The 25,517-nt window shown below is 49.5% G+C and carries 20 protein-coding genes and 1 tRNA gene; 14 read left to right on the top strand and 7 right to left on the bottom strand.

The features are described 5' to 3' along the window. Positions 1-3 precede the first annotated feature (3 nt). The 5 genes from hflD to HUK38_RS08970 all read right to left on the bottom strand — a co-directional run bounded on the left by hflD (position 4) and on the right by HUK38_RS08970 (position 5,076). A complete protein-coding gene (hflD, locus tag HUK38_RS08990; RefSeq protein ID WP_182583995.1) occupies positions 4-669 on the bottom strand; it encodes a high frequency lysogenization protein HflD in 666 nt (221 codons plus the stop codon). 65 nt (positions 670-734) lie between these two features. Further along, positions 735-902, bottom strand: a complete 168-nt coding sequence (rpmG, locus tag HUK38_RS08985) for a 50S ribosomal protein L33 (protein ID WP_182583994.1) — start codon at positions 900-902, stop codon at positions 735-737. A gap of 103 nt (positions 903-1,005) precedes the next feature. Then, entirely contained in the window at positions 1,006-1,242 is a 237-nt protein-coding gene (rpmB, locus tag HUK38_RS08980; RefSeq protein WP_182583993.1) for a 50S ribosomal protein L28, read from the bottom strand. Between the two features lie 167 nt (positions 1,243-1,409). After that, complete coding sequence (locus HUK38_RS08975) at positions 1,410-4,565, bottom strand: PAS domain S-box protein (protein ID WP_182583992.1); 3,156 nt, start codon at positions 4,563-4,565, stop codon at positions 1,410-1,412. Positions 4,566-5,000: 435 nt separating this feature from the next. Then, positions 5,001-5,076, bottom strand: a tRNA-Lys gene (locus HUK38_RS08970). A 469-nt stretch (positions 5,077-5,545) separates the two neighbouring features. Between HUK38_RS08970 and HUK38_RS08965 the strand changes: the two genes are divergently transcribed. The 10 genes from HUK38_RS08965 to HUK38_RS08920 all read left to right on the top strand — a co-directional run bounded on the left by HUK38_RS08965 (position 5,546) and on the right by HUK38_RS08920 (position 17,636). Further along, complete coding sequence (locus HUK38_RS08965) at positions 5,546-6,313, top strand: ABC transporter ATP-binding protein (protein ID WP_338065392.1); 768 nt, start codon at positions 5,546-5,548, stop codon at positions 6,311-6,313. Next, a complete protein-coding gene (locus HUK38_RS08960) occupies positions 6,310-7,365 on the top strand; it encodes an HlyD family secretion protein (protein WP_182583990.1) in 1,056 nt (351 codons plus the stop codon). Before HUK38_RS08965 ends, HUK38_RS08960 begins: the two co-directional genes overlap by 4 nt. A 38-nt stretch (positions 7,366-7,403) precedes the next feature. Next, on the top strand, positions 7,404-8,810 hold the full coding sequence (trkA, locus tag HUK38_RS08955; protein WP_182583989.1) for a Trk system potassium transporter TrkA: 1,407 nt from the start codon (positions 7,404-7,406) through the stop codon (positions 8,808-8,810). Then, complete coding sequence (locus HUK38_RS08950) at positions 8,810-10,264, top strand: TrkH family potassium uptake protein (RefSeq protein WP_182583988.1); 1,455 nt, start codon at positions 8,810-8,812, stop codon at positions 10,262-10,264. The genes trkA and HUK38_RS08950 overlap by 1 nt, the downstream gene beginning before the upstream one ends. A 154-nt stretch (positions 10,265-10,418) precedes the next feature. Beyond that, entirely contained in the window at positions 10,419-11,693 is a 1,275-nt protein-coding gene (locus HUK38_RS08945; RefSeq protein WP_194374858.1) for a dicarboxylate/amino acid:cation symporter, read from the top strand. A gap of 105 nt (positions 11,694-11,798) precedes the next feature. Beyond that, the gene (ileS, locus tag HUK38_RS08940) at positions 11,799-14,624 is read left to right on the top strand and encodes an isoleucine--tRNA ligase (RefSeq protein WP_182583987.1); all 2,826 of its coding nucleotides are present in this window, start codon (positions 11,799-11,801) and stop codon (positions 14,622-14,624) included. Beyond that, on the top strand, positions 14,624-15,118 hold the full coding sequence (lspA, locus tag HUK38_RS08935) for a signal peptidase II (RefSeq protein ID WP_194374857.1): 495 nt from the start codon (positions 14,624-14,626) through the stop codon (positions 15,116-15,118). Before ileS ends, lspA begins: the two co-directional genes overlap by 1 nt. A gap of 9 nt (positions 15,119-15,127) precedes the next feature. Further along, complete coding sequence (rimK, locus tag HUK38_RS08930) at positions 15,128-16,030, top strand: 30S ribosomal protein S6--L-glutamate ligase (RefSeq protein WP_182584013.1); 903 nt, start codon at positions 15,128-15,130, stop codon at positions 16,028-16,030. Positions 16,031-16,096: 66 nt separating this feature from the next. Beyond that, positions 16,097-17,038, top strand: a complete 942-nt coding sequence (locus tag HUK38_RS08925) for a hypothetical protein (RefSeq protein WP_182583986.1) — start codon at positions 16,097-16,099, stop codon at positions 17,036-17,038. A 115-nt stretch (positions 17,039-17,153) separates the two neighbouring features. Beyond that, positions 17,154-17,636 (top strand): pilin, encoded by a 483-nt coding sequence (locus HUK38_RS08920; protein WP_182583985.1) that lies wholly within the window; start codon positions 17,154-17,156, stop codon positions 17,634-17,636. 106 nt (positions 17,637-17,742) lie between these two features. On the opposite strand, the gene HUK38_RS08915 is transcribed toward HUK38_RS08920, so the two are convergent. Beyond that, positions 17,743-18,222, bottom strand: coding sequence for a hypothetical protein (locus HUK38_RS08915; RefSeq protein WP_182583984.1), 480 nt, complete (start codon positions 18,220-18,222; stop codon positions 17,743-17,745). A gap of 108 nt (positions 18,223-18,330) precedes the next feature. On the opposite strand from HUK38_RS08915, the gene pta reads away from it, so the two are divergent. Both pta and HUK38_RS08905 read left to right on the top strand, forming a co-directional pair. After that, complete coding sequence (pta, locus tag HUK38_RS08910) at positions 18,331-20,442, top strand: phosphate acetyltransferase (protein ID WP_182584012.1); 2,112 nt, start codon at positions 18,331-18,333, stop codon at positions 20,440-20,442. Beyond that, positions 20,439-21,638, top strand: coding sequence for an acetate/propionate family kinase (locus tag HUK38_RS08905; protein ID WP_182583983.1), 1,200 nt, complete (start codon positions 20,439-20,441; stop codon positions 21,636-21,638). Before pta ends, HUK38_RS08905 begins: the two co-directional genes overlap by 4 nt. A gap of 334 nt (positions 21,639-21,972) precedes the next feature. On the opposite strand, the gene alaC is transcribed toward HUK38_RS08905, so the two are convergent. Further along, on the bottom strand, positions 21,973-23,196 hold the full coding sequence (alaC, locus tag HUK38_RS08900; RefSeq protein WP_182583982.1) for an alanine transaminase: 1,224 nt from the start codon (positions 23,194-23,196) through the stop codon (positions 21,973-21,975). Between the two features lie 433 nt (positions 23,197-23,629). Here alaC and hrcA point away from each other — a divergent pair, with 433 nt between their 5' ends. Beyond that, positions 23,630-24,670: a heat-inducible transcriptional repressor HrcA gene (gene hrcA / locus HUK38_RS08895; RefSeq protein WP_182583981.1), complete on the top strand. Its 1,041-nt coding sequence runs from the start codon at positions 23,630-23,632 to the stop codon at positions 24,668-24,670. Between the two features lie 148 nt (positions 24,671-24,818). Beyond that, positions 24,819-25,418: a nucleotide exchange factor GrpE gene (grpE, locus tag HUK38_RS08890; RefSeq protein ID WP_182583980.1), complete on the top strand. Its 600-nt coding sequence runs from the start codon at positions 24,819-24,821 to the stop codon at positions 25,416-25,418. Positions 25,419-25,517: the final 99 nt, after the last annotated feature.

Raw genomic sequence — 25,517 nt, 5'->3', positions numbered from 1 at the left:
CGTTCAATCCAATTGCGGTGGCGCGGCGGGATCGGTGTCGGTATCGGCTAAATACGCCCGCGCTGCATCGTACAAACGCCGCCGGGCAAAAATAATGTGCCAGCGCCGCCCGCCGAGTTGATACCACAAAATCGCTGCCCGCACGCCAGTTAATAATAGCGCCCGCACGGCGTGTTGATTATCCGTTTGTTTCAAATACACCGCTTGACCGTGAATTAAAATGCGCGGTTCTAATCGCCCAACGGTATCGCTGTAGAGCGCGGCCAATTGCGCTAAACAGGTGTCATCTAATAATGATGATTCATGTTGACAGACGGCGGCAATGCGTTCTAATTCGGTGCGCAGGCGGGTTAATAGATCGCGGCGTTTGGATAATTGCTGCGCGTGTTTTAATAGCGTGATGGCGTAACGAGTCAATTCCAAATCACGCGGGGAACTGACCAATTGATCGAGTAAATGTTGCGCCCCGCCGCGCACCGCTGCCGCGTATTCATAAACGGCGGGAACATCGCTTGGATCGAATTGAAACAGACTGTAAATACACGGCTGCATTGGGGCAGTTTCAATTCGGCCGTGGCGGGCAATCGCTTGCACACAAGCAGCCGCTTGATACAGCCCTGCGATTGCTAATAACCGGTCACGTTCGGAATGCGTGGATGCTGATGACACGAATAATTAACGCCAAATCGCCGATTCGCCACTGCCAGTTGGTGACATCAATTGGACAAGCGTCATTATTTAATCTTGCCTTCTTTATACATGACATGTTTGCGTGCCACCGGGTCATACTTTTTAATTTCCATCTTGCCCGGTTGATTGCGTTTATTCTTCGTGGTGGTATAAAAATGCCCAGTACCGGCACTGGAATTCAATCGAATTTTGTCGCGTGCTGCCTTAGCCATATTAAAATGCTCCGCATTGAAAATGACGGTGGTTAACCATAACAAATGCACGTCGGGGTTAACCGTTTTTTGTTAAAAAAACCAACTGAACTGAATCGCTCTCCTAATAACTTTCGCCGCGAGTGCGCAAGTCAGATAACACCGCATCAATTCCCAGTTTATCAATGGTGCGCATTCCTTTGGTCGTCACCCGCAATCGCACCCAGCGATGTTCTGATTCAACCCAAAAGCGATGGTAATGTAGATTTGGTAAAAACCGCCGTTTAGTTCTATTGTTGGCATGAGAAACGTTATTACCCACGAGTGGGCGCTTACCCGTCACTTGACAGATTTTCGACATGTTGTTGATCCTCAAAATCATTTATGCGCAACCCGTGCGCGAAAAGACGCGCTAGGTTACTGAATTAACGCGGTAGGGTCAAGTTGCTTGTTGAGCCACCGCCAATGGTGACGTATTTTAATGAGTTTGCCCATTTAATAATACGCCGCCGGCTTCATCATTCTAGTCTAATCCGTTGACAAATCAATATCTGCCAATAGATGCGCTAGGGTATCGGTCAACTGTTTAATGTTAAATGGTTTAGTCAAATATGCCGCAAAGCCGGCCGCTAACCCATTTTCAATATCACGCGCTGTTGCATTAGCCGTTAATGCCACAACGGGAATGTGTTGCGTGGCGGCATCCGTGTGCAAAATACGCAAAGCTGTATAACCATCCATGCCCGGCATGTTAATATCCATTAAAATTAAATCGGGTTGTTGATTGCGCGCAATGTCAATTCCTAATGCCGCCGTTTGCGCACTCAAGCCACGCACGCCAGGATAGCGAGCTAATAACCGTTCGACCAATTTAAGATTCGCTGAATTATCTTCAATTTGCAAAATTGTGCGGTATTTAATTGGCGGTGTCTCAATCGCTTCGTACTCAGTTGAATCAACATCTATTGTGACTGCGGTCATCGTATTAGCGCGGGGTAATTCAATCCAGAACTGGCTGCCTTCATTCACCTGGCTAACCACGCCAATTCGCCCGCCCATTGCTTCAACCAATCGCCGACACACCGCCAAACCAATACCGGTACCTTCTTGATATTCATCGCGGCGCAGGCGGGCAAATGGTTGGAATAAATCATCAATGTGAACAGCAGGAATCCCAAGTCCGGTGTCGGTAATTTGCAGGCGCGTCATTGCGTTTAATTCCCCTGCGGGTACGGTATCAATCCGCACAATACCCGCTGGGCGATTATATTTAATCGCATTAGACAGCAGGTTAATAATCACTTGCTTTAAGCGAATACGGTCAGAGATTAGGTGAATATCACTCGTGATATTCGCCAAAATCTGAATGCTCTGTTGCCGTGCCAGCGGCGCTAATAGGGTGACACACTCTGTGACTATTTCGGATAATAAAATCGGCTCTAACGATAGCTCAATTTTACCGGATTCAATGCGTGCCAAATCTAATATTTCATTGATTAATTCTAATAAATGTTTACCGGCGCGCAGAATCTCTTCAACATTTTCGATTTGTTCGGCATTGAGATCGCTGTCATGTTCTAATAATTGCGCAAATCCCAGCACGGCATTCATGGGGGTGCGCAATTCATGACTCATGGAAGATAAGAATTCTGATTTGGCTTGACTGGCACGTTCGGCTTCTTCTTTTGCTTGGCGTAAATCGGCTTCAATTTGACGACTCGCGGTAATATCTTGATGATTAATCACAACGCGGGGGTGGTTTTCATTCGCCCCCTGCAATGGTGTAATGCGCACCAAATGGGTTTCTTCTTTATCGGCACGCGGTACGCGAATCTCGGTTTCAAAGCCGCGCAATTGACCTGCTAATACATCGCGCACACCCTGCGCTAATGTAGTCATATCCGTCCGATGATGTTGTGTGCTTAAATTATCACACAATTGTAAATAATTACCGCCAATTGTGAGGCGGTGACTGCCATCACCAAAACGATAGGCGTATTGTTGCCACGAGCGATTTAATGACAAAATCACGCCTTGTTCATCAACAACACAAATTAACGCCCATAATGAATCAATAATTGATTGGATTTGTTGGCGGGCGCGTTTTTCAACGAATTCGGCATGTTTTAATGCGGTAATATCTTGCACGACACCAAACATACGCAAGGGCCGGCCATCGATGTTATGCACGACATTACCGCGTGCTAACATCCAGCGTAATGATCCATCTGGCCATTGAACGCGAAATTCTTCATCTAAAACATCTTGCCCTTCGACGCAGCGATCTAAACATTGGCGTAAGTGAAGACGGTCTAATGGATGGACGGCGTTAAAGAAATCTTCAAAGCTAAAGCCGAGGCGGGATTCGGTTGATCCTAATAATTCTGGAATGCGGTCTGACCAATAGACTTCATTGACTAAGATATTCCAATCCCATAAACCAATATTGGCGAATGCATGACTACGGCTTAACCGTTCTTCACTCAGTTGCAGCGATTCTAATAGGCTACGATATTCGCTGACATCTTGCCCAGTGCCAATTAACACCGGCCGCCCGTCGTGAATACGGCGCACTGCCGTGTAATAAATTGGTACACGGGTGCCGGCTTGGGTAATTAAACGTAGTTCTAATGAAACTGGAGCGCGTTTTTCAAATCCTTCGGCAATAGCAACCAGGGCGCGTTCACGCTCTTCACCCGCGAAAAAGTCGAGTAATGTCATGTGGTATAGATCGCGGGTATCATAGCCGCTGACTTCACAGACTTTGTTATTAAAAGCTAATAAGTTGGCCTGTTCATCAATCATAATGAATAGGGTGGGGATGGATTCCAGCGCCATGCGGATGAAGTCGCGTTCATTACGCAATGCTTCTTGCGCATTAATCATGGTGGTAATGTCTTGTTGAATCCCAAAAAAATGACTAATGCCACCGTATTCATCGTGTAATGGTGCGACCATTAACCGATTCCAAAATAAGCTGCCATCTTGACGATAATTGCGTAATATCACTTCGGTTTTGCGCCCGTCGCGTAATGCGGTGCGTAATTGTCCTAACCCGATTTGATCTTCGTCGTTGCGGTGTAAAAAGCGGCAGTTTTTGCCAATAACGTTTTCTATCGTATAGCCAGTTAATCGGGCAAAGCCGGGGTTGGCATAAATAATTGGCATATCCGGAGCGCGGGCGTCGGCAATTGAAATGCCATTGTCGAGTTCTTCAATTGCTTTGACTAATAAGTGACTGACATCTATTGGCGGCGCGCTGCTAAATGTTAATTGCGGTATTGATGTTGGTATGAGCGTCATTATTGCACCACAACAGCATTGGGCGTTGTCGAATAATGGGTGTGCTGAAATGAGTAATGGTTGCGGCGTGTGAATATGATTGCCGTGTGGATACAGTTGCATAGACTGAATAATTTCACCGCGTAGGGCGCGGGCGAGCGGCAAATCTTCGGCGATGAGTGGCAGTCCATCTGGCGTCAGGGCTAACGCTAAACCCACCAGCGGGGCATTCGGCTGAGTGACTGCGTCTTGGCAGGCCGAATTTTCTAGCAAATGTTGCGCCGTTTTGTTGCAAAACCGCAGGCACCCGTTGAGGTCGGCGATGATGACGCCTTCCGCGAGTGCATCAAAGAGGTGTTGAAGGTCGAATTTGTTCAGCAGGTGCGCGACAGATGACGACATGCAGGATCCCAGCATGAGCATTTTTAGCGAAAATGTCGCTCACGTTTAACCACAATTAGCGGTATGTCGTGGCGACAGAGAGGGTTACGATAAAACATTAGCCCATCACGCCACGCCGATTGGTTGGCGCGGGGGCAACGTGAGTATAGCGTTATGTGAGAGTAAGGGTGTCAGATAATAACCAAGTTATCTGCTCTGTTAATAATTCGGGTAACGAGTTTTAATAGCTATGTCATGTCATTTAATCAATAGACGCGATAGGTTTGTTGACAATTGGTGGCGCATTGTTTTAATGCAGTTAATGATTAATGTTGGAATGACATGACAGGTACGCCGCCGCTGAGATTGATTTTTCAACCACGGCCGCGCCCGGTGCTGGTTTATGACTGCCCAAAAAAAACGGCTCAGATCGTTTGACCTAAGCCGTTGCTATATTGGTGCGCCCTGTGCGACTTGAACGCACGACCACCTAATTAAAAGTCAGATGCTCTACCGACTGAGCTAAGGGCGCTGTGTGATCGGAGGCGCAGTATAGCAGCTTTGCGCCCGCTGTCACTAGCGGAATGCACCTTAAAAAAATCACCACATTAGGCCGCTTCAGTCGCTAACTGCTTGATTTATTAACGCACGGCGTAACATGCGATCACTTGACAACCAGTGTAAGAATTGCTGGCGGCGCTTGATGAATCACATTTTCCGCGCCGCCGCTTTAGCATATTCACTGCTTTTAATCAGTTTCAGGTTGATTGACTCCAACCTGAAAACGCCTTCTTTCTTAACGAATCAATCGGTTATGATCTGAACTGCATCACTGACGCTTTCCATTAATTTTATCATTCCAGTTTAATTGCCGGCACGGCGCATCCGCGTTACCCGTATTTAGTACGCGCCCGCTCGTCATTCAAAATCCGAGGGCTGAAATCACCGATCAAACCCAATTGTTTTAAGCACCAATACCGGTTGCGCGGTGTATCATCATTGTGGTTATCGTGACGCCGCACCTGCTTGCCTTTTCACCACGCGCCTGCCCTGCTATGTCAACGCCACCTGCACTCCATGCCATTGATGTTTCAATCATTTACGGTCAAGGTGACACCGCCGTCCGCGCTTTGGACACAGTCAATTTACAGATTGGCGCCGGTGAAATCGTCGCCATGATGGGACCGTCCGGCAGCGGCAAAACCACTCTCCTCATGGTATTGGGCGGGTTATTGCAGCCCACACTCGGCGAAGTTCAAATACGCGGCCAATCGCTCACTGGTTTATCTGAAACGCAACGCGCCCGCCTGCGATTAACTTTGATGGGCTTTATTTTCCAAAGCTACAATCTCTTCCCCGCCCTCACCGCGCTGGAAAATGTGCAATTAGCATTAGAACTCAAGCGCCGCCCGTCGCGTGAAGCCGCGCCACTGCTCGAACAGGTTGGGCTGGGGCATCGGCGCCACAGTTACCCGGCTAAACTCTCCGGCGGTGAAAAACAGCGCGTCGCCATCGCCCGTGCCCTGGCCGGTGATCCGGGGATTTTATTAGCTGACGAACCCACCGCCGCGCTGGATACCAAACACGGCATGGCCGTTGTCGAACTGTTGCGTACCATCGCCCATGAACAGGGGCGCGCTATCGTGATGGTCACGCACGATCCCCGCGTCGGCCCCATGTCCGACCGCCTCGTCACGATTGCCGACGGTAAATTGGTGGCCGCGCCCGTGCAATATGGCTTGAAATCCGACGCGAGAGAACACGCATGACGCATCATCACTGGCCGGGTCACCTGCTGATATTTGTACTGGGGTTTGCCACGACGGCCACTTGGCTGATGTTGCAACCCGCCGGGCAGCAACTCCACGCCCAATCCACCGGGATCAAACTCACCGCCATTCCGCGCACCCGTGTTGCAGCACTTGGGCGCGTTGAGCCGCGCTCGGAGGAAATGTCCATTGCCGCCGCCATGACCGGCCGTTTGGCGACCGTGGCAGTTGAAGAAGGCGAGTCTATTGTCATCGGGCAGGTGTTGGCGACGTTGGAAAATGCCGATCATTTTGCCCGGTTGCAAACTGCGCAAGCCGCGCTCGCGGCGGCGCGGGCGCAGTTGGATCGCGTGTTAAACGGTGCCCGTCAGGCGGAACGCGATCAGGCCAAAGCTGAGGTCGGTGAAGCCAAAGCGGTGGTTGAGCTGGCGCAGTTGGAATTGGCGCGCCAGCAGAGTTTAGAACAGCGGCGGCTGGGCAGTCGGCAGGATTTAGACCGCGCCCGCAGTGAATATCAGGTTGCCACCGCCCGTTTAACCCGTGCGCGGTTGCAACACGAATTGCTGGAAAGTCCGCCGCGTGCCGATGAACGGGCCGCGGCGGCGGCGGAAGTGGCGGTGGCGGAGTCGCGTTTGAACGAAATGCGGGCGGTGTTTGAAAAATCCTTCGTGCGCAGCCCGATCAACGGCGTGGTGCTGCGCAAGTTGCGTCACCCGGGCGAACAGGTCAGCGAGTTGGGTGACACGCCGATTGTGGTGATTGGCGATACCTCGGTGCTGCGGGTGCGGGCGGAGGTGGACGAGGCCGACATCGCGCTGGTGCGCACCAATCAAACCGTTGACATCCGCGCTGATGCCTTCCCGGGGCGCAGTTTTCGCGGGCAAGTTAGCCGCATCGGTAATCGCATGGGACGGAAGGCGGTGCGCAATGAACTGCCCGAGGAGCATGTGGACACCCGCGTCCTCGAAGTTTTGATTGATCTGGAAACCAACGCGCCACTGCCGGTCGGGTTGCGGGTGGATGTGTATTTTGCGTTAGATAATAACCCATAACCGGCGCAGCAGTTGCGCGCACCTTTGCGAGCATTACTTTGAAAATCATCATTTTAGGTGCCGGTCAAGTCGGCAGTTCCGTTGCGGAAAGTTTGGTCTCCGAAGCCAACGAGATCACCGTCGTAGATACCGACACCCGCCGCCTGCGCCACCTGCAAGATCATCTCGACCTGCGCACCGTCGTGGGCAACGCCGCGTTACCCTCCACCCTGCAACAGGCGGGCGCGGAAGATGCCGACCTGTTAATTGCCGTCACCCAAAGCGATCAAACCAATTTGTGCGCCTGCCGCACCGCCGCGACGTTATTCAAAATTCCCACCAAAATTGCGCGGCTGCGCTCGGCTGATTACCGCGATCATCCCGAATTATTAGATCAAAAAAACTTCGCGGTAGATTTCAATATCTGCCCCGAACAAATCGTCACCGATTATCTATTAAAGTTAATTGAATTCCCCGAAGCCTTGCAGGTATTAGAATTCGCCGGCGGTCTGGTGAGTTTAGTCGCCGCCCGCGCCGTGGAAGGCGGGTTATTAGTCGGTCATCCCGTCTCTGATTTACGCCAACACAGCCCCGATCTTGACGCCCGCATTGCCGCCATTTATCGCGGTAATCAAGCCATCATTCCCAAAGGCGACACCCGTATTCAAGCCGGCAATGAAGTCTTTTATTTAGCCGCCACCCATGACATTCGCCAAGTGATGAGTGAATTACGCCAACGTGATCGCCCCACGCGGCGGTTAATGATTGCCGGCGGCGGCAATATTGGCTCACGTTTAACCATGGCCGCCGAGGCGCGTTATCAAGTCAAGGTCATTGAAATCAATGAAGAACGGGCGCGGGAATTGGGCGCAACATTAGGCAGCGCATTGGTGTTACACGGTGACGCAACGGATGAGACTTTATTAGCAGCGGAAAACATTGATGACATGGATTTCTTTTTAGCTTTAACCGATGATGATGAAAACAACATCATGGCGGCGTTATTAGCTAAAAACCTCGGCGCCCGGCGGGTGCTGGCGCTCATCAATCGCCACGCCTATGCCGATTTATTACAGGCAGATCGCATTGACATTGCCATCTCACCCGCGCAAATTTCCATTGGTTCATTATTAGCGCATGTCCGCCAGGGCGATGTGGCGGCGGTGCATAGTTTAAGACGCGGCGCGGCCGAAGCATTAGAAATCATTGTGCATGGTGATGCTGCGACCTCGCGTGTCATTGGGCGGCGGATTGATGAATTAGAATTGCCCGCCGGTGCCAGCGTCGGCGCCATTGTGCGTGGATTACAATACGCCACGCCCGAGACGCCACGCAGCGGACAAGTCATTATTGTCCATCGTGACACGGTCATTGAACCAGAAGATCACATCATTTTATTTTTATCGAATAAAAGTCTGGTCAATAGTATTGAGCGGTATTTTCAAGTCGGATTGGCGTTTTTTTAATGCGTAATATTTTGTCAGTCACCAATGTACTCGGGCACCTGTTGATGGTGTTCAGCGTCACCTATCTATTGCCCATCAGCACCGCGATCATTTATCGTGATGGTACCCTCATTACCTTTGTCGCCAGCCTGGGTGCATGTTTAATTGCCAGCGCGGTCTTAACCTTAACCACGCGCCATCATCGCACCGAATTAAAAGCGCGGGACGGGTTTATTTTAGTCGCGCTTGCATGGATATTGATTTCAGCAATTGCCACTGTGCCATTGATGTTGCATGAACAACTCAGTTTCACTGACGCCTTTTTTGAAACCATGTCGGGATTAACAACGACGGGCGCCACCGTCATGTCAGGCTTGGATCAAGTTGCACCATCAATTAACTTGTGGCGTCATACTTTGAATTGGCTTGGCGGTATGGGAATCATTGTATTAGCAGTCGCCATTTTACCCATGCTCGGCGTTGGTGGAATGCAATTATTTCGCGCTGAGGTACCGGGGCCAATTAAAGATGCCAAACTCACTGCGCGCATTGCCGATACCGCCACCGTATTATGGATTGTTTATTTAGCATTAACCCTGGTCTGTTTATTGGCGCTGCGCCTCGCTGGCATGAACTGGTTTGATGCGATTTGCCATGCGTTTGCAGCATTAAGTTTGGGTGGTTTTTCAACGCGGGATGCCAGTATTGGTGCGTTTAATTCACCGTTAATTGAAGCAATATTAATTGTTTTTATGGTACTCGCGGCACTGAATTTTGCGACGCATTTCACCGCCTGGCGCGAACGTAAGTTAAAAGCCTATTGGCGTGATGCCGAGGTGCGCGGCGTTTTATTTGTACTCATTTGGAGCATTTTAATCTGCACCTGTTATTTATGGTTTACTGATACTTATCATCACTTTTTAACCGCATTACGCCACGTTAGTTTTAATTTAGTCTCCATTGCAACCGACTGTGGTTTTGCCAGTGTTGATTACGCACAATGGCCAATTTTTGTGTCGTTTTGGATACTCTTTTTATCTTCAATCACCGCCAGTTCTGGCTCGACCGGTGGCGGCGTTAAAATGATTCGCACATTAGTGCTAATCCGCCAAAGTTCTCGTGAATTAACCCGCATGTTACATCCAACATTAGTGTCACCCGTGACCGTGGGTGGTGCGCCAATTCCAAATAACATCGTGATTGCCATTTTGGGGTTTATTTTTTTGTATTTTATGAGCATTGTTGTTTTAACTTTTATGCTCATTTTTGGTGGATTAGATTTTATTTCGGCATTTACCGCTGTCATTGCCTGTATTAACAACGCGGGGCCAGGGTTGGGTCAAGTTGGACCAGCGACGAATTACGGCAGCTTAACTGATTATGAAATCTGGGTACTTACCTTTACCATGCTACTCGGGCGACTGGAGGTATTTTCATTACTCATTTTATTTACACCGCAGTTTTGGCGTAAATAACTAGAAATGACGCATGGGAACGATCAATAGATCACTTACCCCACGCCTAAAAGTATAGAATCAATTGTCATTCATTATCCGATACACATTAAAACAATGAAGCGCACCCTGTGGGCGGCGGTTTTATTGCGGGCGCCCGCCCAAGAACGTAATCTTGATAAATCAGGAGCTAACCATTAACAAATCAACGCCAATTTTAGCTGCTTTACCATTGGCCGTCCTGGTCGGGATTTTTATTGAACGCGACGCGGGATTATTCGGCATCACTCTGCTATCGGTATTTGATTTTATTGGCGCATTATTCTTGAATGCACTCAAGATGGTCATAGTGCCTTTAATTATGTCGTCAATCATTGTCGGCATGTCGGGATTGGGAACTGCCGAGCAATTGGGGCGGCTCGGCGGTAAAACCATTGCGTATTACACCATGACCAGTTTAATTGCCATTGTGGTCGGCGTGTTCATGGCTAATCTCATTCAACCCGGCGTGGTGACTGGCGATCCAACAACGGTATTTGGCTTAAATGCGGACACGGCCACCATCGCCGCCCAATTGAGTGATAAAACCGGCGGCGATGTGATTGACGTATTTCTGCGCATGATTCCGCCTAATATCATTGCCGCCGCCGCCGAAGGACAAATGCTCGGGCTGATTTTCTTTAGTTTACTTTACGGTTTTTTTATTAACAAATTAACCGACATCAATTCACAAGCGCAGCGGTTATTTTTCAGCGGCATGTTCGATATTATGCTGCACATCACTCATCTTATTATGCGTTTTGCCCCCATTGGCGTATTCGCACTGGTGGCGAAAACCGTGATGAATACCGGATTAGATGTATTCTGGCCGCTGGCACAGTTTTTTATCACCGTTGTATTAGGATTGGCAATTCACGCTTTTATTATTCTACCGCTGTTGTTATTTGTCATCGGGCGGATCAATCCCGTGCGGCATTATTCAGCCATGAGCGCCGCATTATTAACCGCCTTTTCCACCGCCTCCTCGTCGGCAACGCTGCCCGTTACAATGGAGTGTATTGAAAAGAACGCCGGCGTATCGAATCGCATTAGCAGTTTTGTTTTACCGCTCGGCGCGACGGTGAATATGGACGGCACCGCGTTGTATGAATGCGTCGCCGCGCTGTTCATTGCCCAAGCCTATGGTTTAGAGCTAACTTTTGCCACGCAATTCACCATTGTGTTATTAGCGTTATTAACCTCAATTGGCGTGGCCGGTATTCCCGCCGCCAGTCTAGTCGCTATTGCCGTTATTTTAGGTGCCATTGGCTTACCATTAGAAGGCATTGGCTTGATTTTAGCGGTGGATCGTATTCTGGATATGCTGCGCACGGCGGTCAATGTATTGAGTGATACTTGCGGGGCGGTGATGATTGCGCAGTCGGAGGGTGAAATAACCAGCGGCAAATAACGCGGCGAATAGTAATGATGATCACCCGCGCTTCAATACAATCCAGATTAAAACAGCGAAAAAAGTTAAAATGCGGCATCTTCACTTCAGCAATCGGGATGCCACATGTACAAACACACATTAAATCTGCCTCAAACCGCCTTTGCCATGAAGGCCAATTTACCGCAGCGCGAACCGCAAATTTTAGAGCGCTGGCAAACACTTAACCTCTACAGTCACATCCGCGCAGCACGGCACGGCGCGCCGCAATTCATCCTCCACGACGGCCCGCCCTACGCCAACGGCGCGATCCACCTCGGTCACGCCGTCAACAAAATTCTCAAGGACGTGATTGTCAAAGCGCACACGCTCGACGGTGAAGATGCGCCCTACGTCCCCGGCTGGGATTGTCACGGCTTGCCAATTGAATTGCAGGTCGAGAAAAAACACGGCAAGCCCGGCGGCAAGATTTCGCCCACGCAATTCCGTCAAGCCTGCCGCGCCTACGCCACCACGCAAATTGCCAGTCAATCCGCCGATTTCCAGCGCCTCGGCGTGGTGGGCGACTGGGCAAAGCCGTATTTAACGATGGATTTCGCCTGCGAAGCCGACATCGTGCGGGCGCTCGGGCGGATTTTGCAGCAGCAACACATCCATCAGGGGTTTAAACCCGTCCACTGGTGCATTGATTGCGGCTCGGCGCTGGCGGAGGCGGAAGTTGAATACGCCGACAAAGAATCCATCGCCATTGACGTGCGCTTCCCGGTGTTATCAGAAGAGGCATTATTTGCCCGCTGTCACGCCGCCCCCGACGGTCACGGTGACGGCCCGTTGTCGGTGGTGATTTGGACGACCACGCCCTGGACGCTGCCGGCCAACCACGCGGTCGCGCTCAATCCCGAGTTCGACTACGCCATCGTGCAAGCGGACGGCGATCACGGCCACGAGCGGCTGTTGATTGCCGAAGGGTTGCTCAAAACGGCGCTGGATCGCTGGAGCATCACCAACTACCGCGTCATCGCCTACGGCCGCGGCGCCAGCTTCGCCGGTTTAAAACTGCAACACCCGTTTTATGACCGCGAAGTGCCGCTGATTTTGGGCGAATACGTCACGCTCGAAGCCGGCACCGGCGCCGTCCACATCGCCCCCGGTCACGGGTTAGACGATTATCTGGTCGGCAACCGCTACGGCTTACCAGTGGACAACCCAGTTGGTGGCGACGGGCGGTTCATCCCCGGCACGCCGTTATTTGCCGGGGAACATGTGTTCACCGTCAACGAGCGCGTAGTCGAAGTGTTAAAAGCGCACGGGCGTTTATTACTCGCCAGCCGCTTCCGTCACAGTTACCCGCACTGCTGGCGGCACAAAACGCCGATCATTTTTCGCGCCACGCCGCAGTGGTTTATCAGCATGGAACAGGCCGGGCTACGCCGTGACGCGCTCGCGGCAATTGAGCAGGTTGCATGGCTGCCCGACTGGGGACAATCGCGCATTGACGGCATGATCCGCCACCGCCCCGACTGGTGCATCAGTCGCCAGCGCACCTGGGGCGTGCCGATTGCGTTACTGGTTCACAAGGACAGCGGCGCGCTGCATCCGCGCACTGACGAGTTGTTGGAACAGGTCGCGCAACGCATTGAATTACAAGGCATTGATGCGTGGTTTAATTTGCAACCGAGCGATCTGTTACCCGCCGACGAGGCCGCGCACTACGTCAAGGTGCAGGACACGCTCGATGTGTGGTTTGACTCCGGCGTCACCCACGCCAGCGTCCTCGCCCGCCGCGCTGAATTGACCAGCCCGGCTGACCTGTACCTCGAAGGCTCAGATCAACATCGCGGCTGGTTTCAATCGTCGCTGCTGACCGCCGTCGCCATGCACGGCCGCGCCCCGTATCGGCAGGTGTTGACGCACGGCTTCACCGTTGACCAGCACGGGCGGAAAATGTCCAAGTCGCTCGGCAACGTGATTAGTCCGCAGGATGTGACCAAAACGCTCGGCGCGGACGTGTTGCGGCTGTGGGTGGCGGCGACTGATTACCGCGCCGAAATGAATGTCTCGGATGAAATCCTCAAACGCACGGCGGATGCGTATCGGCGTATTCGCAACACGGCGCGGTTTTTACTCGCCAATTTGCACGATTTCAATCCCGCCGAGCATCAATTGCCAATTGACCAGTTATTAGCGCTGGATCGCTGGGTATTAGATCGTGCGCATCAATTGCAAGCCGACATCATTGCCGCCTATCGTGAGTATCAATTCCACGTTATCTATCATAAATTGCACAACTTTTGCGTGGTGGATTTGGGCAGTTTTTATTTGGATGTCATTAAAGATCGCCAATACACCATGCCCGCCAATAGCGCAGCGCGGCGCTCGTGTCAAACCGTGATTTATCACATCATTGAAGCGATGAGCCGCTGGTTAGCGCCAATTCTGAGTTTCACCGCAGATGAGATTTGGCAATACATCCCCGGCGAGCGTTCACCATCCGTATTCACCGCGACCTGGTATTCAGACCTGGCGGCGCTGGATGATAACACTTTGTTTAATCACGAGTTTTGGTCACAGGTGCTGGCGCTGCGCACCGCCGTTGGCAAACAATTAGAACAGGCGCGGGGGCAAAACTTCATTGGCGCCGCCTTAGCCGCAGAATTAGAGTTGTATTGCGCGCCGGCATTACTTGTGCAATTGCAACAATTAGAGGATGAATTGCGGTTTATTTTAATTGTGTCTGCCGTGCGATTACATCCGTTCATTGATGCGCCGGCCACTGCTGCGGCAACTGAATTAGACGAATTGCGCGTCGTGGTCAATGCCAGTTCTGCTCCGAAATGCGTGCGCTGTTGGCATCAACGCCCGGACGTTGGTAATGATCCACAGCATCCGCAATTATGCGGGCGGTGTATTGAAAACGTGGTCGGCAATGGCGAAACGCGGCGGTTTGCGTAATGAAAAACATCTTTCAATCATCACGCTTGCGTATTCAACCCTGGCTGTGGTTGGCGGGCATCATTTTAGTTTTAGATCAACTCACCAAAGGGTTGGCCGAATTAAACTTACCGCTGCACCAACCGGTGCCGGTCATGCCGCTATTCAATTTAACGCTGGTTTATAATACCGGCGCCGCATTCAGTTTTTTAGCCGAAGCGGGCGGCTGGCAACGCTGGTTTTTTATTGGATTAGCCATACTCGTGACCAGCGTGTTAATTGCGTGGCTCAAGCAATTAACTGTGACTCAACGCCTCGCCGCCGCCGGATTAGCATTGTTAATTGGTGGCGCCATTGGCAATGTATTAGACCGCATTGTGCGCGGCGCGGTGGTGGATTTTATTGACATCTATTACGCCAATTGGCACTGGCCGGCATTCAATTTAGCCGACAGCGCCATTACCATTGGCGTTGGTTTGTTAATTCTCGACACCCTGCGCGGCAGTCGGCGTTAATCATTTATGCTGCGCTTTGCTGTTCTCTCGCGCAATCCCAAACTCTATTCCACGCGCCGCTTGGTTGAAGCGATTAAAGCGCGTGGACATAGCGCCCAAGTCATTGATGTTTTACGCTGTTATATGAATATCACCGCCAGCGCGCCGTCTATTCATTATCGCGGTCAAATGCTCGGCGAATTTGATATTGTCATTCCGCGTATTGGTGCATCCGTGACCTTTTATGGCATGGCGGTATTGCGTCAATTAGAAATGATGAATGTTTATACACCGAATGACGCCATTGCCATTACGCGAGCGCGGGATAAATTGCGCTGTTTGCAATTATTATCACGGCAGGGAATTGATTTACCGATCACCGGCTTTGCCCACGCGCCGGATGATGTAAATGATTTAATTAAAATGGTCGGCGGCGCGCCATTAGTGATTAAATTATTAGAAGGTACACAAGGCATTGGTGTGGTATTAGCGGAAACCAAACAAGCCGCTGAAAGCGTGATTGAAGCGTTTATGGGATTAAAAGTGAATATCCTCGTGCAGGAATACATTCACGATGCACAGGGCGCGGATATTCGCTGTTTTGTCATTGGTGAGCGCGTCGTAGCGGCAATAAAACGGCAAGCAAAAGCGGGTGAATTTCGTTCCAATTTACATCGCGGGGGCAGCGCCAGTTTCATTCACATTACGCCGCAAGAACGGGCGGCTGCTATTTGTGCAGCGCGATTAGTTGGATTAAAAATTGCGGGCGTGGATATTCTGCGCGCAGCACGGGGACCGGTCGTGATGGAGGTCAATTCATCGCCCGGCTTGGCGGGAATTGAACAGGTCACGCGCAAAGATATTGCCGGCATGATTGTCGATTTTATTATTCAAGATGCGGCAAATCATAGCGACGTTCGGCAACGGGGATAGCGCAATTTGTGCCAGTTTTTTAATTAATAAACGCTATTCTAACCCAGCAAGGCAATGGTGAATACCATGAATGACAATGCGCACACTCAATCACGCCTAGCGCGTCAATCCTATTATCTTGCCCAAGCGGGTGTGAATGAAACCGATGCAGATCAACGCCTGGCGCATCTATTTGGCATAACAGCGGTTAATCAATTTCGGCAATCGGCAGAACATGACAAAGCCGCGCAAGCATTGGGTCCAGTATTCAATTCGATGGCGACCCGCAGCGCGGAATTAAAACTCAATTCAATACTCATCACGACTGCATTGGGTATGTTACGGCGGGAATTGGCAATTTTGTATAATCCTGCCGTGCGTATCTTTAGGAAAAATCTGGAAATTGTTACAGCCACCACCACCGTAGCAACCGCTATGTTGCTGTTTTTTATGTATATTATTTTGCCGCAATTTGTTGATGTATATTCAGGATTTGGCGTGGATTTACCGCGCCTGACAACAATCATGTTTAATCATAACATGCTGTATTTTTTGATTGTATTTGTATGGAGTTTGGTTGCGCTATTTTTAGTTTTGAATCGCTGGCTAAACCAATTAATTCAATTAAACCAGCGTCCACATAAACGCTTTCACTTGATACCCATAGTGGGACATTGGGTCACGCAATTTGAAAGCGATCTATTCCTGCGCTGTTATCTGACCATACGGAGTCTGGGCGCCACTGGCGAACAAACACAAGCAATTGTTTTACACGGATTAGGCTATACGAATTTGAATGAAACATCAGCCTTATTGTGTGATCTGGCCGAGAGCCTCACCATTGCCACACAATTAAACACCGAGGCAGATGAATCACATTATTGGCAACTGGCTTTACAATCAAATAGTTACCTAGAACGCCGTTATCAATTACTTGCGTACAGTTTATTCGTATTACTCGGGTTCGCAATCGCTTGTTTTATCATTGCAATCTATCTACCAATATTTAAATTAGCATCAGTGGTTTAATGTAATATACTTAAATAATTTAAGCGTTAAAAACTGGCAACTACTGACGGAATGAGTCACCACGCAGCCGACTCGGCAATGATGTATAAAACAACATTTAATGGAGCAGCAAACAATGAATTCATCCAAAGGGTTTACGCTGATTGAATTGATGGTCGTGGTATCTATTATTGGAACATTAGCCGCAATCGCAATACCTAATTATATGCCATATCTTATTCGTGCGCAGATTGCCGAGGGATTGATGTTAGCTGAAGACATCAAAAGCACTGTGCAAACTTTTTATAAAGAACGCGGCAGCTTTCCAATAGATAATCAAATGGCCGGCGTTCCAGCACCGAATAAATTACTGGGGAATTATGTTAAAGGCATGACCGTTGCCAACGGCGCTATTCATATTCAATACGGACACGATGTGCATACCAGTGTAGCAAATAAAACGCTTACGCTACGCCCACAGGTTGTTATTGATAGTCCGCTAAGTCCAATGTCGTGGTCATGTGGGCATCATCAACCGCCGCCGGGAATGCGGGCGATTGGTGATGACCGCACTGATTTACCGAATGAACTTCTCCCTCATGCGTGTCGCCGGCGGTGAATTATTTATTCACAGTCGGGCATTGATTCATTTAACATTAATCATCGTTCGACCTAAAGGCGTATTATTAATTATAATACTTAATTCAATAAAATTACCGACACCCTTATTGGCAAAACTCCCGCACATAGGTTTCATAATTCTTTCGACGATGGCGCAATTTCACCCCTTCATCCGCCTGATAGCCCTGCCGTAATTTCCAATTGATCTCTTCAATTTGCTGCCGTTTATTCCAACATTTTTTACTCTCACCAGACCGTCCTATTTGTGTTTCATCTGACGCTTTTTTTGAGTGTTTTTTGTTCGTTGATTGATTAGACTGCGACCCAGTTTTGTCACTTTTATTATCATATTTTTTTGTTTGATTGGGCGTTGGCGGCACCCAACCAGATGATTTACGTTCAACATCCACTTGAGTTGCCGTATCAGCACCATGACATGGGTATTGGCGGAATTCAATTCGGCCATCAACCGTCACACAACGGTAAACAGTCGGTGAATCAGCGGCTTGAATGACACCGCTTAACCACAAAAATGTCATAATCAATCCGCTATTAATCCACCAAATGCGACAATTCTTACTCATAGCAGCAAATAACTCCGATAGCGTTGACAGAAGATGTTGACAGTGTCATTATAAAACAGTTTACACAAGTGTATTCACTTAATGTCTATTATCACTAAGGTATCTAACATGCAAAGTTTGTATATTGCCGGCGCCGGTTCAGGGAGTGGCAAATCAGTCGCTATATTGGGTTTTATGGAGTTTTTATCAGCAATTTACGGCCGGGTGGGATTTTTTCGCCCTATTGTCAATCATCATATTGATGAAGACAACCTGACCAGTTTAATTCGCGCCCGCTACGCACTGCCATTTCCACCCGAAATGCTGTATGGCTGTACGGCGCAACTGGCCAGCGAATTAGTTGCCAGCGGTCATTATGATGAACTACTCAAACTCATTCTCAACAAATTTAAAGTACTCGAAGAAAAGTGCGACATCGTATTATGTGCCGGGACGGATTTTGATGGGCTAGTGCCGTCATTAGAATTCGATTTTAATGCCGATCTGGCCAATAACTTTGGCTGCACCATTGTCGTAGTCATTAAAGGGTTTAATCGCAGTCCAGAAGAAACACTCAATGCATTACAATTGGCACATGAATCCATGCTAAATCGCGGCGGTGATTTATTAGCCACCATTGTCAATGGCGTCAATCCCGAATACGTTGACCTAGTACGCCGCCGGGCGCGTGATGTCGTACCCACAAATGAAACGGTGTATGTATTTCCCGCAGTGCCAACGCTTGCGCAACCAACAATTGGTGAAATAACTAAAGCATTAGCCGCTGAATGTTTATACGGCGAACGCGAAGGTCTTAACCAAGTTGTGAAGAATTATCGCGTCGCGGCAATGGAAATCCCTGGGTTTTTGAATTATATCGCAGATGGTTGTTTAATTATTGTTCCGGGGGATCGCAGCGATATTATTTTGGCAAGTTTGGTAGCTGATGTGTCCGCGTCCTTTCCTCGTGTTGCCGGTTTAATTCTCACCGGTGGATTAAAACCTGCGGATAATGTGCGGCGGTTAATTGATGGGTTGCGCCGCAATAAGGTGTCCATTTTTAGCGTCCCAACCGACACCTTTACCACCACGCTTGCTATTAGCAAAATTGAATCAACTATTTTACCTGGCGATGAGCGCAAATTAGCGGCGGCATTAGGTGTATTTGAATCGAATGTAGATATTAAAGATTTGCAGCAGCGTGTCTCATCGCATCAGGCAACCCGCATTACACCATTGATGTTTGAATACGAGTTAATTCACCGTGCTAAATCGCAGCGCCAACATATTGTATTACCTGAGGGAACGGATGAGCGTATTCTACGCGCCGCTGAAATTTTAACTTTGCGCGATGTTGCCGATTTAACTTTATTAGGTAATCCTGATAAAATTCAGCGGCGAATTGCTGAATTAGGATTACATCTTGACCAAATTTCTATTATTGATCCGGTCACCTCACCCAAACGCGATCAATACTCTGCCATTTATTATGAACGGCGCAAACATAAAGGCATTTCTATGCAAATGGCGCATGACGCATTAGCCGATGTCAGCTATTTTGGGACGTTAATGGTGGCAATTGGTGAAGCCGACGGCATGGTCTCCGGCGCAATTCACACCACGCAACATACCATTCGTCCGGCCTTTGAAATCATTCGCACCCGTCCGAATACGCAATTAGTTTCGAGTGTGTTTTTTATGTGTTTAGCCGACCGCGTATTAGTGTATGGTGATTGCGCGGTGAATCCCAATCCGAATGCTGAACAATTAGCGGATATTGCATTAGCATCCGCCGATACCGCCGCCGCTTTTGGGATTGAACCGCGCATTGCAATGCTGTCTTATTCAACCGGTAGCTCGGGTGTCGGTGAAGATGTCGAGCGGGTGCGGCAAGCGGTTCAAATTGCCCGGCAGCGCCGTCCTGAATTAAAACTCGACGGGCCAATTCAATACGATGCCGCAGTGGATATGGGTGTGGCGCGATCAAAAATGCCCGAGAGTGAAGTGGCCGGCGTGGCAACCGTATTTATTTTTCCCGATTTGAATACCGGGAATAATACCTATAAAGCAGTGCAGCGCAGCGCCGGTGCAGTGGCAATTGGTCCAGTATTGCAGGGATTAAATAAACCAGTTAATGATTTAAGTCGGGGTTGCACCGTGACCGATATTGTGAATACGGTGGCCATTACCGCAATTCAAGCGCAACAAGCAAAAACGCATTCGGGAAACAGTGCAGCATGAAAGTTCTCGTATTAAATTCGGGCAGTTCTTCACTCAAGTTTCAATTGTTTCGGATTGAAGATTGGGCAGTAGTTGCATCGGGTCAAGTCAGCCGGATTGGTGAAGTCACTGGCACATTTCATTACCGCTGGTTATCCGCTACGGGTGAGCAGTGTATAGAAACAGAACAACATGCAATTGCCAATCATCATATTGGTTTAGAGCAGATTGTCACGCGCTTACAATCCAGTGGTGCATTAACTGATATTCAAGAATTGTGCGCCGTTGGGCATCGCGTTGTGCATGGCGGCGAGGCATTTCATATTCCAACCATCATTGATGATGCCGTCATTGATGCGATTCGCCAAATGATTCCATTAGCACCGCTGCATAATCCCGCCAATTTAGATGGTATTTTAATTGCGCGGGCGTTATTTCCGCAAGTACCGCAGGTCGCGGTATTCGACACGGCATTTCATCAAACCATGCCACGCCCTGCCTATCATTATGCGTTGCCCGCCACGCTTTATAATGAACATCATATTCGGCGCTATGGGTTTCATGGCACGTCGCATCATTATGTCGCTAAACGTGCCGCGTTATTATTAAATAAACCCCTTGACCAGTGCAATCTCATTACTTTGCATTTGGGCAATGGCTGTAGCGCAACGGCTATTCAACAGGGGCGCAGTGTAGATACGTCAATGGGCATGACGCCATTAGAAGGATTGGTCATGGGGACGCGGTGTGGTGATCTTGATCCAGCAATTCTTTTATATCTCACGCAACATTTGGGATTAGATCATCATCAACTCGACGCTTTACTTAATCGCCAAAGCGGATTATTCGGTTTGTGCGGCGTCAATGACATGCGCGAATTGCACCGTTTAATTGCGCAAGATCACAATCAAGATGCCGAATTGGCATTAAACGTATTTTGCTACCGCTTGAAAAAATACGTTGGCGCTTATTACGCGGTGTTAGGTCAATTAGACGCGATTGTATTCACCGGTGGCATTGGTGAGAATGATGCAGACGTCCGCACCCATACTCTAAACGGGTTAAACAATTTCGGTATCATATTAAATGAAACTGCCAATTATGCGCCAAACAGCGGAGAACGGGTGGTTAGTCATGCAACCAGTCCAATCGCAGTTTTAGTCATTCCCACGAATGAAGAATTAGAAATTGCACAGCAAACGTTGGCGGCAGTCTAATTCTGTGTGAATACGCTTTTTATTAAAAAACAGCGCGTTGAATTAAGCGACATTGCTTAGGAATTATGCAATTGAAAGCGCAAGTACTTGATTTTTATAGAAATGAGATTTTACATCGCAACTAACTCGACTCTAAGAAAATCAAACACTTAGTGTCCAACTGCGTCACTTTTGTATATGACCGGCATCTGCTGCATTTGATCGTTCCCGCCTGAGAACACTCACTTGAATGAAATGACTTAACCAATACAAAACGGCGGTGGAATCATTGATGATTGACTCCCCCGCCGTTGTTAGTTTTTTAATCGTAGTGAATTGAGACTACAAGACGCCGTTAATCAATCACAGCGGTCGGTGGTAAATGAACACGACTATCTTCACGGAACATGTGTTTAATGCCTTTTAATGCTTGACGAGTGCGTTGTTCATTTTCAATTAATGCAAAGCGGACGTGCGTGTCGCCATAATCACCAAAACCAATGCCGGGTGAGACGGCCACTTTGGCATCGCGCAGCAGTTTTTTAGCAAACTCCAGCGAGCCAAGTTGTTGGTATTGCTCAGGAATTTTTGCCCAAACAAACATGGTCGCCTTCGGCCGTTCCACCGGCCAACCCAGCGCATCCAACCCGTCACACAACACATCGCGGCGATTTTGGTACTGCGCCCGAATCTCGGCTACGCACTCCTGCGACGATTCCAGCGCGTGAATCGCCGCGACCTGAATTGGCGTAAAGGTGCCGTAATCCAGATACGATTTCATCCGCGCCAGCGCCGCCACCAGTGTTGCATTGCCGCACATGTAGCCGATGCGCCACCCGGGCATGTTGTAACTTTTTGACATCGAGAAAAATTCCACCGCGTTTTCAATGGCACGCGGCACTTGCAGAATAGACGGCGCTTGGTAGCCGTCGAATACGATGTCGGCATACGCCAGATCGTGAACGACCCAGATGCCATGCTCGCGGGCGATGGTGATGACTTTCTCGAAAAAGTCCAACTCGACACATTGCGCGGTCGGGTTGCCGGGGAAATTCAACACCAGCATTTTCGGGCGCGGCCACGAGTCGAGGATGGCGCGTTGTAATTCTTCAAAAAAATCCACGTCTGGCGTTAAACGCACATGTCGCACATCCGCGCCAGCGATGATGAAACCGTAGGGATGGATCGGATAGGCGGGATTGGGCACCAGCACCGTGTCACCCGCGCCCATCGTGGCGAGTGCCAAGTGTGCCAAGCCTTCTTTGGAGCCGATGGTGACAATCGCTTGAGTGTCGGGATTTAGCGACACATCGTAGCGTTCCTGATACCAGTGGCAAATTGCCCGGCGCAGGCGCGGGATGCCGCGTGACACCGAGTAGCGATGGGTGTCACGGCGCAGCGTGGCTTCAACCAGTTTGTCAACGATGTGTTGCGGTGTCGGCTGGTCAGGATTGCCCATGCCAAAATCAATGATGTCCTCACCACGCGCTCGTGCAGCCGCCTTTAACTCGTTGACAATGTTAAAAACGTAGGGCGGGAGCCGTTCAATGCGGCGAAATTGGGGATGCGGCGCGACCACAGGAAAACCTCGAAAGATAAAATGATAATCATAAAAAGGTGGTTGAGTTTATCGCGTCATTTGACCATTTGTCAGTTTTCCAGTAGCAGTCAGTGTCGCGTATTGGCACGACGTTGTTTTCATGTCAGCGCCTGTGCTTGACAGCGTGGGCGGTAATCCCTACATTGGCCGCCTTTAGCACTCCCACAATAAGAGTGCTAACCATGACCGGTTGGCAGCACTGCTGGCGATGACATCAAACTCAGGACTATGACAACTGGTTGAAATGGCATTGTGTCGCTGGCAAACGGATCACAACTCCGCCCGCCGAACGGTGATAACAAGCAATACAGCGGCCATTTCGATCACAATTCAGGATGAACGTGGCATTTGAGCAGTGGCAAACACGATTCGACACACTCATAACCCGAATTCCCGCAGCACTGAACCGCTGATGAGTGAGCGCGCCTCGTATTTTCTCAAGGCGCTGATTGAACGCTACATTCGTGACGGTCAACCCGTTGGCTCGCGCACCTTGGCTAAAGATACCGGGCTGGATTTGAGTCCTGCGACGGTGCGCAACGTCATGGCGGATTTGGAGGACATGGGGCTGGTGACGTCGCCGCACACCTCCTCCGGGCGGGTGCCGACGGTCTCGGGTTATCGGCTGTTTGTGGACAGTTTATTGACCGTACAACCGCTGGCTGAACAGGACATTAACGCCTGTCAAACCGAATTAGCCGCCGCCGCCGACGTGACCACACTGGTTGACACCGCCTCGCGGCTACTGTCGAGCATCACACACCTGACCGGCATGGTAATGGTGCCGCGCTGCGAGCGGGACGTGTTCCACCAGATCGAATTCGTGCCACTGTCGGGGACGCGGCTGCTGGTCATTTTGGTCACGGGCGCTGGCGAGGTACATAACCGTATTGTGTACACCGACCACACCTACACCCCCGCGCAACTGGTGCAGGCCGGCAACATGCTAACGGCGATGTTCAGCGGGCAGGATTTGCACACGGTACGGCAACAGTTATTAGATGATCTTGAGCAAACGCATCAACATGTGGATCAATTGATGCGGCAGGTATTACAGCTTGCACAACAGGTACTAGTCACCGCCGAACCCAAAGATCATTTATTAGTGTCTGGTCAAACGAATCTAATGGAATTTGATGAACTGGCGAATATCGAACGGCTCAAAGCATTATTCGCGGCCTTTACCGAAAAACATCAATTACTGGATTTATTAGATCGCTGCATCGCCGCTGAAGGCGTCCAAATTTTTATTGGTGATGAATCGGGCTATGCGTTATTAGATGATTGCAGTTTAGTCACCGCGACCTATCGCGTGCGTGGTCAAGTGCTGGGCGTATTAGGCGTGATTGGCCCAACGCGCATGAATTATCAACGAGTCATCCCAGTCGTTGACGTCACCGCCCGCTTATTAGCCGCCGCGTTCGGTCAGCAATCATCCTGTTCAATTGTATAAGGATTAAAATGTCAAATACACACTGCCAACACCCGGGCGAGAATCTAATCAGGCGCTCGGGTGTATTCATGTCCGTATTTGCACTATTCAAACTGAATCAACCACACCGGTTTTAATTCCCAGTGGATAAAAACGCTGGGACTGCTTGATGGAGAATAAAACGATGCAGGAACAGGTCACTGGCGCTGATGCGCGGATTGAACCAGACGCCCCCGCAACGCCTGAATTGATGACAACCGAACAGGCACCACCCGTATTACCGGCTGATCCGGCAGAATTGATTTTGCTATTAGAAGATGCGCGAACGCGGGCCGATCAAACCCATGAACAACTATTGTATGCTCGCGCCGATATTGAAAACCTCAAACGGCGCCATACTAAAGAATTAGAAAATGCACATAAATTTGCATTAGAAGGCTTTGCGCGTGAATTATTACAGGTGCGTGATAGTTTAGAACTCGGTCATGCAGCGGCATTAGAACCCGATGCCAACTTCGACAAATTGCGCGAAGGCATGGAATTAACGCTGAAATTACTTAGCGATGTGATGAATAAGTTTGGCGTGGTGCGTATTGACCCGGATGGCGAGCCGTTTAATCCTGAATATCATCAAGCGATTTCAATGCAGCCGCGCACCGATGTACCGCCCGGTACCATTGTGACAGTTATTCAAAGTGGCTATTCCTTGAATGGCCGTCTTATGCGCCCAGCACTTGTGATGGTCGCGCAATTATCACATACGAATTAATGACCCGGCGTATTCAGCCACTTGAAAAACAGTGACTGTTACCCCAGATGTCTGTATTAAACCATGTCGCGTGATGCGACCTCTACTGAATCAGATTTG

The organism is Thiospirillum jenense (assembly GCF_014145225.1).
Lineage (GTDB): Bacteria > Pseudomonadota > Gammaproteobacteria > Chromatiales > Chromatiaceae > Thiospirillum > Thiospirillum jenense.
This window is presented reverse-complemented; position numbering and strand designations above follow the sequence as displayed.